This window comes from Lentzea sp. NPDC102401, from assembly GCF_044765805.1.
Taxonomy (GTDB): domain Bacteria; phylum Actinomycetota; class Actinomycetes; order Mycobacteriales; family Pseudonocardiaceae; genus Lentzea; species Lentzea sokolovensis.
This window is the reverse complement of record NZ_JBIWKS010000003.1, coordinates 797,247-809,590: the sequence shown is the minus strand read 5'-3', so window position 1 is coordinate 809,590 and position 12,344 is coordinate 797,247. Positions and strand designations below refer to the sequence as shown.

The window sequence follows — 12,344 nt, the reverse complement described above, 5'->3', positions numbered from 1 at the left end:
TCTAACGGCCCTGGTTCGCCACCGCCGCGATGGCGTCCTTGGCGGCGTCCGGGTCGAGGTACTCGCCGCCCGGCTTGATCGGCTTCAGGTCCTCGTCGAGGTCGTAGCGCAGCGGGATGCCGGTCGGGATGTTCAGCCCCGCGATGGCCTCGTCGGAGATGCCGTCGAGGTGCTTCACGAGGGCGCGCAGCGAGTTGCCGTGCGCGGCCACGAGGACCGTCTTGCCGGTGCGCAGGTCCGGGACGATCGAGGACTCCCAGTACGGGATCATCCGCTTCACGACGTCGAGCAGGCACTCGGTCAGCGGCAGGTCGGGGCCGAGGTCCGCGTAGCGCGGGTCGGTGTCCTGGCTGAACTCGCTGCCGGGCTCGATGGGCGGCGGCGGGACGTCGTAGGAGCGGCGCCAGAGCATGAACTGCTCCTCGCCGAACTCCTCCAGCGTCTGCTTCTTGTTCTTGCCCTGCAACGCGCCGTAGTGGCGTTCGTTGAGACGCCAGTCGCGCTTGACCGGGATCCAGTGCCGGTCGGCGGTGTCGAGGGCCAGGTTCGCGGTCATGATCGCCCGGCGCATCAGCGACGTGTGCAGGATCTCCGGCAGGACGCCCGCGTCGCGCAGCAGCTGGCCGGCGCGACGGGCCTCCTTCTCGCCCTTCTCCGACAGGGGAACGTCCACCCAGCCGGTGAAGAGGTTCTCCGCGTTCCACGTGCTCTCGCCGTGGCGGAGCAGGATCAAAGTTCCGACAGACATGGCAGTCAGCCTGCCATGCCGACCCTCCCGCCGTACCCCGGCAGGGCACCGTGATCCACGCCATGAGATTCGCCGGCGCGATGAGTTCGCGGCCCGCGCCTGGTCTGTACCGGCATGAGTGATTCGGATGCCGAACCCGGCAAGGTCGTGGTCAACAGGGCGATGTCCCTGGACGGCTTCATCGCAGGTCCCGGCCACGCGATGGACTGGGTCTTCGAGCACTTCAAGGACAACCCGTTCCCCGAGGTCGAGCAGGCCACCGGCGCCATGCTCGTCGGCAGGGGCACCCACGAGGTCGCCAGGAAGATGCGCCACGAGGACACCACCTACGACGGCGGACCGCAGTTCGTCCTGACGCACCGGCCGCCGGACGAGCCGGAGAACGGCGTCACGTTCCTCACGTGCGGCCTCGCGGAGGCCGTCGCCACGGCACGCGCGGCGGCGGGCGGGAAGAACCTGGAGATCCTCGGTGCCGACCTGGCCAGCCAGTGCCTGCGGGAAGGGCTCGTCGACGAGGTCCTGGTGTACGTCCTGCCGGTCCTGCTCGGCGACGGCGTGCGGTTCTCGACCTCGGATCTCGGGCGGATCGACCTCGAACCGTTCGCCAACACGCAGTCGGGTTCGGTGACGATGCTCCGCTTCCGCGTGCGGAAGCCGGTGGCCCGGCACTGACGGCGAACGCCCTGGCGACGATCGTTGCCAGGGCGTTCGAGTTCCGCAGATCAGGCCTGTTCGCGGGCCCTGAGGTCCTTCCGGAGGATCTTGCCGGCGGCCGACTTCGGGATCGCCTCGATGAACTCGACCACGCGCACCTTCTTGTGCGGCGCGACGTGCGCGGCCACGAACGCCATCACGGCGTCGCCCTCGATCGACGATCCGGCCTGGCGCACCACGAACGCCTTCGGGATCTCCTCACCGTCCGCGTCACGCACGCCGATGACCGCCGCGTCGGCGATCTCCTCGTGGGTGAGCAGCACGGCTTCGAGCTCGGCCGGCGGGACCTGGTAGCCCTTGTACTTGATCAGTTCCTTGACCCGGTCGACGATCGAGACGATGCCGTCGGCGTCGATCACGGCCACGTCGCCGGTGTGCAGCCAGCCGTCGTCGTCGATGGTGGCGGCGGTGGCCTCGGCGTTGTTCAGGTAGCCCTTCATGATGTTCGGGCCCTTGCACCACAGCTCACCGCGTTCGCCGGCACCCACGTCCTCGCCGGTGGCCGGGTCGACCAGGCGGCACTCGAGGTTCGGGATGATCACGCCGACGGTGCCGACCGAGATGTCGTCGCGGCCGTCCGGGATGGCGTGGCTGACCGGCGACATCTCCGTCATGCCGTAGCCCTGCACGACGCGGCAGCCGATGCGCTTGCGCACCGCGGCGGCGAGGTCCTCGTCCAGCGGGGCCGCGCCGGAGAACAGCGTGCGCAACGGTGACAGGTCGTAGTTGTCGACGATCGGGTGCTTCGCCAGGGCGACGGCGACCGGCGGTGCGATGTAGACGCGGTCGGTCTTGTGCTCGGCGATGACGCGCAGGAACTCCGGCAGTTCGAACTTCGGCAACGTCACGACGACACCGCCGATGTACAGGCCGTTGTTCATCAGGACCTGCATGCCGTAGATGTGGAAGAACGGCAGCACGGCGAGGATTCGGGTGTGCGAGCCGACGTCCGACAGGATCGGGCCGCACTGCACGAGGTTCGCCACGAGGTTGCGGTGCGTGAGCATCACGCCCTTGGGCAGCGCGGTCGTGCCGGACGAGTACGGCAGCACCGCGAGGTCCTCGGACGGGTTGATCTCCACCTCGGGCACCGGGTGGTCGTTCGCGAGCAGCTCCGGCAACGACGGGTAGCCCTCGGCGCCGTCGAGCACGACCACGTCGGTCACGCCGGCCTTCGCGGCGCCGGGGGCGGCGTTGGGCAGCAGCACCGAGACGGTGAACAGCATCTTCGCGCCCGCGTCGTGCAGCTGGTGCGCGACCTCGTCGGGCGTGTAGAGCGCGTTGATAGTGGTGGCCGTGGCGCCCGCACGCAGGATGCCGTGGAACACGACGGCGTAGTAGGGCGTGTTCGGGCTGAGGATGCCGACGACATCACCCTTCCCGATACCTCGCGCGGCCAGTGCGGCGGCCATCCGGTCGATCGCGCCGGCGAGCTGGCCGTAGGTCATGGACGCGCCGGACATGCCGTCGATCAGCGCAACCCGGTCCGCCCGGTCGGCGATGTCGCCGAACAACAGCTGGTGCAGCGACACGTCAGGGATCTCGACATCGGGGTACGGACTGCGAAAGACCATGCGGCGACCTCATTCACTCGCTGTACAGCGCTGTACACCCAGCCTGTGGGGTCATCGTGATCCAGCCCACTGACCAGGTCAAGGACTGCTCGATCGCTACAGATGCGTTACTTAGCAGGTCTAAATACACTCGAATGGAGTAATACAAGCACTTGTGATCGCAAGGACGTATCTGAGAAGTTGATACCGCCTCCGCGAGTCGGCTCCCACGCTTACTCGACGAGCGCGAGGCACCGAGCGCGATTCGTCATCCCCCGTCGAATCGCGTGGCCCGCTTGGGATCCGCAGGCTCCCCCCGTCCACGGATCCACAGCAGCGGGGACCTTTGACGCGGGACGGCTCGATGCGACTCCCCCTCTCTCCCGAGCCGTTCCGCGCATCATCAAAGGCACACTCTCAGTAGAACTTGATCACCCTGCTTCGTTCATTCGGGTGACACGCCTGCGCTTGCGCAGCAGATAGACCACCAGTGCGGCGGGCACGCCCAGCGCCACCAGGAACGGCAGCATCGCGCCGACGCCGATCAGGATCACGCCCACCACCGCGACCAGCGCGTCCCAGCCACCCGCCAGAGCGCCGAAGAACCCGACCTTCTCGGGCTCGGGCGCCGCGATCGGGACCGTCGCGACCCGGACGGTCAGCGTCGCCATGGAGACCTGGCCCTTCAACGACGCGCTGCGCCGCTGCATCGACTCCAGGTCGGCCTGCCGCTTGGTCAGTTCCTGCTCGACCTGCGCGACCTCGGAGGTCGACCCCGCCCGCTCGAACAGCACGCGCAGCCGCTCGACGCTGGCCTTCTGCGTCGCGATCCGCGCCTCGACGTCCACCAGCTGATCGGTGACGTCCTCGCTGCGCACCTCGCTGCGGGTGACCTCGCCCACACTCGTGAGGTCGCGGACGACCTTGTCCAGCTCGGCTGACGGCACCCGCACGGTCACGGACCCGGCGCTCTTGGTCGAGTTCTCCTCGCCCGCGAACCCGCCGACAGCCGCCGCGCGGTCCTTGACCTGGCCGATCGCCTTCAGCACGTCGTCACTGCGCAGGTCGACGTTCGCCGTGCGCACCAGCTGACGTTCCTGCTGCTGCACCGGCTGCACGCCCTGCCCGGCGTTGTTCTCCTGCTGAGGCGCCTTGTTCTGCGCCGCCTGCGGTGGCGCGGCAGCGTCCTTCTGCGCCGTCCCACCACCACTCATGCCGCTGCCGCACCCCGTCGTGACAAGGGCCAGCAACGCGACTCCCACCCACACCCCTGGTCTGCGCATGCTCATCGGACGGCACGGCGGGGACCAACGGTTGCCGCGGAGGCCGAAACGAGTTGCCCGCTAGTCCGAAACGAGATGTTGGAAGGCCTGCAGGTTCGCCAGCGACTCGCCGCGCGACACCCGCCACGCCCACTCCCGCCGGATCGCGTCGGCGAACCCGATCTCCAGCAACGGGTTGAAGTCGCCGTCCGCCGCCTCCAGCACCTGCCCGAGCACGCGGTCCAGCTCGTCGGGCGTCACGGCGTGCTTGCCGACCCGTCCGACCAGGTAGATGTCACCCTCGCCGTCGATCGTGTAGTGCACGCCGTACAGCCGTGCGTTGCGACGCAGCAGGAACCGGTACACGTCCTCGAACGACTGGTCCGGCCGCCGGCACACGAACGCCTCGACGACCAGCGCGTGCTTCGTCTCGACCAGCCACAGGTTGGTCTGGAGCTTCTTGGTGCCCGGCAGCGTCACGAAGAACTTGCCGGGCTCGCTCCGGTCGTACTTCAGCTCCCGCTCGTCCAGAAAAGTCTTGATGACGCCATCGATGCTCAAGCGAAAACCTCCCGGCGGAACACTTCTCCCGCCTCTTGATACCCCGCCAGCAGGGCGTCAGTCGTGCGGTCCCACGAGAAGCGTCGCGCATGCCCGACTGCGTTGCTCGCCAGGTGCTCCCGCTGCGGCAACGCGACCGAGCCGATCGCACTGGCCCACTCCTCCGGCTCGTGCCCGTGCACGAGCACCCCGGACACGCCGTCGTTGACCGCCACCGGCAGCCCGCCGACGGCCGCGGCGACGACCGGCGTCCCGCAGGCCTGGGCCTCCAGCGCCACCAGCCCGAACGACTCGTTGTAACTCGGCACCGCGACCAGGTCAGCCGCCCGGTAGACCTCGGCCAGCGTCGGCCCCGGCTGCGGCGGCAGGAACCGCACGACGTCCGTGATCTGCAGCTGCGCGGCCAGTTCCTCCAGCGCCTTCGGCCGTTCGGTGCCGCTGCCGGACGGTCCGCCGACGATCAGCACCACCAGCCGGGACCTCAGCCCCGGATCGCGCACGAGCATCTCCGCGGCGGCCCGCAACAGCACGTCAGGAGCCTTCAGCGGCTGGATCCTGCCGACGAACGCCAGCACGATCGCGTCCTGCGGGATGCCGAAGCGCTTGCGGGCCCGTGCCTGGTCACCGGGCGTGAAGCGGTCCAGGTCCACGCCGGGCGGCACGACGGCCACCTTGGACGGCTCCGCGTCGTAGAGCTTGATCAGTTCGCTGGCCTCGATGTCGGTGTTCGCGACGAGCCGGTCCGACTCGCCCACGACCTGCTCCTCGCCGATCACCCGCATCCGGGGCTCCGGCGCGTCGCCCTCGGCCAGCGCCAGGTTCTTCACCTTGGCCAGGGTGTGCGCGGTGTGCACCAACGGCACGCCCCAGCGTTCCCGCGCCAGCCAGCCGACCTGCCCGGACAGCCAGTAGTGCGAGTGGATCGCGTCGTAGTAGCCGGGCTCGTGGCGTGCCTCGGCTCGTAAGACACCCGCCGTGAACGCGCAGAGCTGGCCAGGCAGTTCCTCCTTGCCGAGGCCCTCGAACGGACCGGCGGCGACGTGCCGCACCCGCACGCCGGGCGCCAGTTCCGCGACGGGAGGCAGTTCCGACGACGTGGCGCGCGTGAAGATCTCCACCTCGACACCGCGCTGGGCCATCCGTGTGGCCGTCTGCACGATGTAGACGTTCATCCCGCCCGCATCACCCGTCCCCGGCTGTTCGAGCGGCGAGGTGTGCACTGAGAGCACCGCGACGCGCTTCATCGGGCGACTCGCAGGAGATCGGCGGTGAACCGCGCGGGCCGCTCCAGGAAGGGCGCGTGCGCGGTGTCGGGGTACAGGCTCAACTCGGCTCCGGGGATCAGGGCGGCGGAGTACTCGGCGGCGGCAGGGGCGACCACCTCGTCTTGAGTTCCGTGCACGACCAGCGTCGGCACGTCCACGGCCTTCAGCACGTCAGCGCTGCCCACGTCCCTGCGGAACAGCTCGCCTCGCACTTTATGGCTCACGGAGGTCGCGGAGGCAGTGAGCTTGGCGACGGTCCCACCAGGCAGGAAAGGCGCCATGGCCTCGCAGAACTTCGCCATCACGACGTCGTCGGTGATCGCGCCGGGCAGCGCGTCCCGCATCACCGGCCCGGTCTCGCCTCCAGGGCGACCGCGGCCGATCTCGGTGATCGCGCTCACGAACACCAGCGCGTTGATGCCCGCGGTCCCGTGGAAGCGCAGGTAGTCGGCGATGACGAGCCCGCCGTAGGACCATCCGACGACGGTCGCGGGCCCGGTGTGGTCGAGCACTGCCTTCAGGTCCGCGGCCCACTGGGCAGAATCGCGGTAGTCGCCGAAGTCGTCCGATTCGCCGTGTCCTCGCAGGTCGACGGCGTAGGTGCGGAAGTCGGGCAGATCCCAGACGGCACCCGTCTGCGCCCAGCCGTGGATCAGCACCACCGGCGGCGATCCAGGCCGGCCTGCCTCACGTACGGCCAGTCGTCCCCCGCCGGCCGCCGTCACGTGTGTGAGATGCACACCTGTACGAACGACCTGGTCGGGGGACGCATTCCCGGTTGCCGTGATGTCACGCGGGGGCCCCGCGTTTCCTCCTGGGAAACGCGGGGCCCCCGCGTGACGTCCGAGCCGCCTACTTGATGGCGGACTTGCCCTTCCACTGGTCCCACGAGATCTGCCAGTCGTACCAGTCGAACTGGGCCGGCAGCGTCGTGATCGAGCCGGTCACCTCGACCGGGTCACCGACCAGCGCCGAGTCGTAGTACGCCTTCGCGTCGGCTTCCAGCAGGTTCGCGCAGCCGTGCGAGGTGTTGTTGTTGCCGATGTTCGCCGCGTTGTCGTTGTTCTCGTGGATGAACTCGCCGTGGTTGGAGAACCGGACGGCCCACTTCTTCACGACGTTGGTGTAGCCGTAGCGCGGGTTGTCGAACGAGAACGTGTCGTTCTTCGACATGACGACGAACGTGCCGTTCGGCGTCGTGAGCTCGGGGTCCGCGTCCTTGCCGAACGACGCCGGGTAGTCGGCGACCTGTGCGCCGTCGCGGAACACCTTGAGCCGGTGCGTCGGGTTGTCGATCTTCACGACCTGGTTGCGGCCGACGGTGAAGTCGCTGGTCACGTCGGCCTTGCCGAACGCGCCGCCGCCGTAGTTGACGCCGTAGAGCTTCGCCTCGACCTTGACCGTCGTGTTGGCGGGCCAGTACTTCTCCGGCCGGTAGTGCACTTCCTGGGCGCTGAGCCAGGCCCACGAACCCTGGACGTTCGCCGAGTTGGTGACCTTGAGGGCCTTCTCGACGGTGGCCTTGTCCTCGACCGGCGCCTCGAACTTGACCATGATCGGCGCCGCGACGCCGACGGTCTGGTTGTCGGAGGGCCAGAGCGTCGCGCGGGTCTGCGAACCGGGCGCGACGGTGGTGAACGAGCCCTTGAGCTCGACCGGCTTGCCGTCGGAGCCGACGGCCTTGCCGTTGTAGCTGTACGTCTTGCCGTAGCCCAGGGGCTCGGCCGTCGTCCAGCCGGACTTGTCCTCGGTGAGGGTGCCCTTGACGTCGGCGCCCTCGGGTGACTTCAGTGCGACGGACTCGATCTTGCCGTCCACCACGGTGACCTGGACCGGGGTCGTGACCTGCACGTCCTTGGTTCCGTCGACCGGGGACAGGGTCACCTTCGCGGACGGCAACGAGCTGTCCGCCTTCGGCGATCCTGCCTCGACACTCGAGCAGCCGGTCAGCAGCGTCAGTCCGGCGACCAGCGCGACAAGTGTTCTCTTCACGGTTTCGACCTCCCACCATGGTGGACGTCCAGAACCCCATCAGGGTGTGAGTGATGTCAGTCACACCCCGTTCGGCACCTACGATCGAAGTCGTGAATCGACCTGTCGCAGTTGTGACCGGAGCTAGCGCGGGCATCGGTGAGGCCACCGCGCGCCGGTTGGCCGCCGAGGGCTTCCACGTCGTGCTCGGAGCACGTCGTCTGGACCTTCTCCACGTTATCGCGAAGGAGATCGACGGGACGGCCATCGAGCTGGACGTCACCGACGAGACCTCCGTCGCCGCCTTCGCGGACCGGGTACCCCAGGCGAACGTCCTCGTGAACAACGCGGGTGGCGCGCGGGGGCTCTCGACCGTCGCCGAGGGCGTCGCGGACGAGTGGCGCTGGATGTGGGAGGCGAACGTCCTGGGCACGCTGCTGGTGACCAAGGCGTTCATCCCGAAGCTGATCGCGTCCGGGGACGGGCACATCGTGTCCGTGACGTCCATCGCCGCGTACGAGGCCTACGACAACGGCTCCGGGTACACGAGCGCCAAGCACGCCCAGTCGGCGCTGCACCGCACGTTGCGCGGCGAGCTGCTCGGTCAGCCGGTGCGGATCACCGAGATCCAGCCGGGCATGGTCGAGACGGACTTCTCGGAGAACCGGTTCGGTGGCGACGCCGAGCGCGCGGCCAAGGTCTACCAGGGCATCACGCCGCTGGTCGCGGACGACGTGGCGGACGTGATCGCGTTCGCCGTCACCCGGCCGTCGCACGTGAACCTGGACACCATCGTGCTCAAGCCGCGGGCCCAGGCCTCCGCGACTCGGGCACACCGGGAGTGAGCAACTCCACGTCCAGCTGACGCAGGACGGGCTCGACGGGGTTCGCGAATCCTGTCGAGCCCGACCCGGCGACGTACAGGCCCACGACGAAGTTGTCGGCGTCGACCAGCACGGCGCCGCTGTCCCCGTGGTCGCCGAAGCGTTCGGACGAGTGGACGCGGATCTGGTCGCGCAACGTCCGGACGCCGATCCCGTCGCCGAAGTCGAGCCGCAGCGTCGAGTCCGTCGACTCGATCACGCCGTACGTGAGCTCGGTGGTGCGGCCGCGTTTGCGCACGGTCGAGCCGATGACCGCCCTGGCGCCGCCCATGACCGCGCCGACGTCGAGCACCTCCGCGCGGAACGGCCTGGCGCCCATCCTCAGCCCCGCCGCGCACACGGCCCCCGCGAGCGCCGCCCGGTCCAGCACGGCGATCTCGTCGGCACCGGGAACCCCACCGTCCACTCGGGACGGATGCACGAACGCGTCGCCCACCGACCACGAGTCGTCGACACACCCGACGTGGAAAGTGGTGAGCCCCAACACCTTGCGAGACTCGTCACGGGTGACGACGAACGCGCCGAGCGTGCCCGCGATCACGTACTCGCCGGCACGCTCGACCTCGGGCGGCACGACCCGGAACGACCTCGCCGGGCCGATGCCGATGCCACCCCGCAACACCTGATGCCGTTCCGCCGCAACGGGTTGCCCGTCCTCGGCGCGCGTGATCCTGGCCCGGTGCAGCACGATCGACTCGGCGACCACGTCGGTCGGCACGCCCCCGACCTCCACCGGGATCTGCTGCGGATGGTCGGGTCCCTTGGCGCACACGTAGACCACGATCGCGGCCTTGCCCGTCGGACGGCCACGGGTGACCTTCTCGCCGATGTCGACGCCGATCACTCCGGGCCGGGACAGGAACTCGTCTTCGACCATGCGCTTGACCGGCCTGATGACGTCTCGCGCGTTCTCGTCGAGGTAGCTCATGGCAACCCCCGTTCCACAACCCCTACCTCAATGAAACACGCCAGGTAGCGGTTCGTCACACGGAGTCACCCGGACGGACTTACAGCTGAACGCCTACGAAGACCGGTTCCGGGTGCAGCTCGACGCCGAACGCGGACCGCACGCCGTCGCGCACCTCGCGTGCGAGGTCGAGCAGGTCCTCGGTGGAGGCGCCGCCGCGGTTGGTCAGGGCCAGCGTGTGCTTGCCGGACAACGACACCCGGCCGCCCGGGCCCTGGTGGCCCTTGCGGAACCCGGCCCGTTCGATCAGCCACGCGGCGGAGAGCTTCTTCTGGCCGTGGCCCGCGGGGTAGCTCGGCACGTCGACGTCGGCCCCGAGGCGTTCGGCGATGCGGATGAGCACGCCGCTGAACGTCGAGTCGTCGATGATCGGGTTGGTGAAGAACGAGCCAGCGCTCCACGTGTCGTGGTCGGTGGCGTCGAGCACCATGCCCTTGCCGCGCCGCAGTTCCAGCACGGCTTTGCGGGCGGCGTCCGCCGGAACGCGATCACCTTGTGCCACACCGAGAACACGGGCCAGCTCGCCGTAGCGGATCGGCGCGGACATGCCCCCCGAGGTCAGCGAGAACCTGGTGCGCAGCACGACCGCGTTGTCCGTGCCCTTGAGCACGCTGGTGCGGTAGTCGAGGCCCAGCTTGGCGGCGGGCACCTGGTGCACCTTGCCGCTGCGGCGGTCCAGCAGGTCAACCGACTGCAGCACCTGGGAGATCTCGACGCCGTACGCGCCGACGTTCTGCACGGGCGTGGCGCCGTTGAGGCCCGGGATGCCCGACAGGCACTCGAGGCCGCCGAGGCCCTGCGCGACCGCCTCGGCGACGACCGCGTCCCACTCCTCGCCCGCCTCGACGGTGAACTGGACGATGCCGCCGCCCAGCGGGTCGAGGCGGAAACCCTTGGTGGCGACGTGCACGACCGTGCCGTCGAAGCCGCCGTCGGAGATCACGAGGTTGGAGCCGCCGCCGAGCACGAGGACCTTCTCGTCGGCGGACGCGTCGGCTGTTCGCACGGCTTCGACCAGCTCAGCGGCGGTCGTGGCGTGGACGAACCGCGCGGCCGGGCCACCGAGTCGGAGCGTGGTGCGCTCGGCCAGAGGTACGGACTGCGTGGTGGTCACAGACGTCAACGGTAGCCTCCGCGACATGGCACGCCGCATCGAGCACCACACCACGTCACCCCATTCGGCGGAGAAGGTCTACGGCGCGATGGTCGACGAGACCTATCTGCGGGACCGGCTGGCCGAGATCGGTGGCCCCGGCGCCGCGCTCGTGACGTTCTCCAGCACCGACGAGCGGACGTCGTACCAGCTCAAGCAGGGTGTGCCCGCGGAGCACGTGCCGTCGGCGGTCAAGGCGGTGCTCGGCGGCGACCTGGTGATCCAGCGCACGGAGACCTGGGCGGCGGGTGCCGGCACGGTCGAGGTGGCGGTCGGCGGCGTGCCCAGCCGGCTCGAAGGCTCGTTCACGGTCCTGGACAACGGATCCGGCTCGAAGCTCACCCTCATGGGGGAGGTCAAGGTCAGCATCCCGTTCGTCGGCGGCAAGATCGAGAAGCTGATCGCCGAGCAGGTCGTCGTGCTGCTCGACAAGGAGAGCGAGTTCACCTCTCAATGGCTCGCAAACCGCGGCTAGCGGCCGGCCGGGCCCGCGCGCTCGGCGTCCCGACCCGCGGCACGACCAACCCGAACCGCCTGCGCCGGGTCGACCGGTGGATGACCGGCACGCTGTCCGGCTTCCTGCTGGACGCGGCCGATCCGCTCGTGGTCGACCTCGGGTACGGCGCGACGCCGATCACCACCGTCGAGATGGCCTCCCGGCTGCGGGTCGTGCGGCCGGACGTGCGCGTGCTCGGGCTGGAGATCGACACCGACCGGGTCGAGGCGGGCAAGGCCGTCGCCGATCCGCCCTTCCTCGATTTCCGGCGCGGTGGCTTCGAGCTGGCCGGTGCGCGGCCGGTGTTGTTGCGCGCCTTCAACGTGCTGCGCCAGTACACCGAGGAGCAGGCGTTCGAGGCGTGGGACACGATGCTCGGCCGCATGGCTCCCGGCGGGTTGATCGTCGAGGGCACGTGCGACGAGATCGGGCGCCGGTGCACGTGGGTGACGCTGTCCGCCGACGGGCCGTTGCGGTTCACGCTGGCGTGCAAGCCGTCCGGCATCGACGTGCCGTCCGACCTGGCCGAACGGCTGCCCAAGGCGTTGATCCACAAGAACGTGCCGGGCGAGCGCGTGCACGCGCTGCTGGCCGAACTGGACGCCTGCTGGGCCACCGCGGCGCCGTTCGCGCCGTTCGGTCCTCGGGCGCGGTGGGTGGAGTCGGCGCGGCTGCTGCGCGAGCGCGGCTGGCCGGTGCTGGACGACCGGCGGCGGTGGCGGCTCGGCGAAATCACGCTCGAATGGGCGGCCGTCGCACCCTAGGGTGAG

Annotated in this window: 13 protein-coding genes; 4 read left to right on the top strand and 9 right to left on the bottom strand. The window is 69.4% G+C overall.

Annotated elements, in window-relative coordinates:
• Nucleotide 1: 1 nt before the first annotated feature.
• Complete coding sequence (locus ACIRG5_RS14695) at nucleotides 2-748, bottom strand: phosphoglyceromutase (RefSeq protein ID WP_402904805.1); 747 nt, start codon at nucleotides 746-748, stop codon at nucleotides 2-4.
• Nucleotides 749-862: 114 nt separating this feature from the next.
• Between ACIRG5_RS14695 and ACIRG5_RS14690 the strand changes: the two genes are divergently transcribed.
• On the top strand, nucleotides 863-1,420 hold the full coding sequence (locus tag ACIRG5_RS14690) for a dihydrofolate reductase family protein (RefSeq protein WP_402904803.1): 558 nt from the start codon (nucleotides 863-865) through the stop codon (nucleotides 1,418-1,420).
• A 50-nt stretch (nucleotides 1,421-1,470) separates the two neighbouring features.
• Here the strand turns inward: ACIRG5_RS14690 and ACIRG5_RS14685 are convergent, their stop codons facing one another.
• From ACIRG5_RS14685 to ACIRG5_RS14660, 6 genes are all read right to left on the bottom strand, one after another.
• On the bottom strand, nucleotides 1,471-3,036 hold the full coding sequence (locus ACIRG5_RS14685) for a 4-coumarate--CoA ligase family protein (protein ID WP_402904801.1): 1,566 nt from the start codon (nucleotides 3,034-3,036) through the stop codon (nucleotides 1,471-1,473).
• A 410-nt stretch (nucleotides 3,037-3,446) separates the two neighbouring features.
• Complete coding sequence (locus tag ACIRG5_RS14680; RefSeq protein WP_402904799.1) at nucleotides 3,447-4,304, bottom strand: DUF4349 domain-containing protein; 858 nt, start codon at nucleotides 4,302-4,304, stop codon at nucleotides 3,447-3,449.
• A 54-nt stretch (nucleotides 4,305-4,358) separates the two neighbouring features.
• Nucleotides 4,359-4,838, bottom strand: coding sequence for a YbjN domain-containing protein (locus ACIRG5_RS14675; protein ID WP_402904797.1), 480 nt, complete (start codon nucleotides 4,836-4,838; stop codon nucleotides 4,359-4,361).
• Nucleotides 4,835-6,082 (bottom strand): D-inositol-3-phosphate glycosyltransferase, encoded by a 1,248-nt coding sequence (gene mshA, locus ACIRG5_RS14670; RefSeq protein WP_402904796.1) that lies wholly within the window; start codon nucleotides 6,080-6,082, stop codon nucleotides 4,835-4,837. The genes ACIRG5_RS14675 and mshA overlap by 4 nt, the downstream gene beginning before the upstream one ends.
• A complete protein-coding gene (locus tag ACIRG5_RS14665) occupies nucleotides 6,079-6,843 on the bottom strand; it encodes an alpha/beta fold hydrolase (RefSeq protein ID WP_402904794.1) in 765 nt (254 codons plus the stop codon). The genes mshA and ACIRG5_RS14665 overlap by 4 nt, the downstream gene beginning before the upstream one ends.
• Nucleotides 6,844-6,955: 112 nt before the next feature.
• The gene (locus ACIRG5_RS14660; RefSeq protein ID WP_402904793.1) at nucleotides 6,956-8,095 is read right to left on the bottom strand and encodes an Ig-like domain-containing protein; all 1,140 of its coding nucleotides are present in this window, start codon (nucleotides 8,093-8,095) and stop codon (nucleotides 6,956-6,958) included.
• Nucleotides 8,096-8,187: 92 nt separating this feature from the next.
• Between ACIRG5_RS14660 and ACIRG5_RS14655 the strand changes: the two genes are divergently transcribed.
• Nucleotides 8,188-8,919, top strand: a complete 732-nt coding sequence (locus tag ACIRG5_RS14655; RefSeq protein ID WP_402904791.1) for an SDR family oxidoreductase — start codon at nucleotides 8,188-8,190, stop codon at nucleotides 8,917-8,919.
• Here ACIRG5_RS14655 and ACIRG5_RS14650 read toward each other — a convergent pair.
• Both ACIRG5_RS14650 and ACIRG5_RS14645 read right to left on the bottom strand, forming a co-directional pair.
• Nucleotides 8,873-9,886 carry a hypothetical protein gene (locus ACIRG5_RS14650; RefSeq protein WP_402904790.1) on the bottom strand — a complete coding sequence of 338 codons (1,014 nt, stop codon included), beginning with the start codon at nucleotides 9,884-9,886 and terminating at the stop codon, nucleotides 8,873-8,875. The two genes, ACIRG5_RS14655 and ACIRG5_RS14650, sit on opposite strands and share 47 nt — an antisense overlap.
• A 79-nt stretch (nucleotides 9,887-9,965) precedes the next feature.
• Nucleotides 9,966-11,066 (bottom strand): UDP-N-acetylmuramate dehydrogenase, encoded by a 1,101-nt coding sequence (locus ACIRG5_RS14645; RefSeq protein WP_402904788.1) that lies wholly within the window; start codon nucleotides 11,064-11,066, stop codon nucleotides 9,966-9,968.
• On the opposite strand from ACIRG5_RS14645, the gene ACIRG5_RS14640 reads away from it, so the two are divergent.
• Nucleotides 11,065-11,553 (top strand): DUF2505 domain-containing protein, encoded by a 489-nt coding sequence (locus ACIRG5_RS14640; protein ID WP_402904786.1) that lies wholly within the window; start codon nucleotides 11,065-11,067, stop codon nucleotides 11,551-11,553. The two genes, ACIRG5_RS14645 and ACIRG5_RS14640, sit on opposite strands and share 2 nt — an antisense overlap.
• The gene (locus ACIRG5_RS14635; RefSeq protein WP_402904784.1) at nucleotides 11,532-12,338 is read left to right on the top strand and encodes a class I SAM-dependent methyltransferase; all 807 of its coding nucleotides are present in this window, start codon (nucleotides 11,532-11,534) and stop codon (nucleotides 12,336-12,338) included. The genes ACIRG5_RS14640 and ACIRG5_RS14635 overlap by 22 nt, the downstream gene beginning before the upstream one ends.
• The last annotated feature ends 6 nt before the right edge of the window (nucleotides 12,339-12,344 follow it).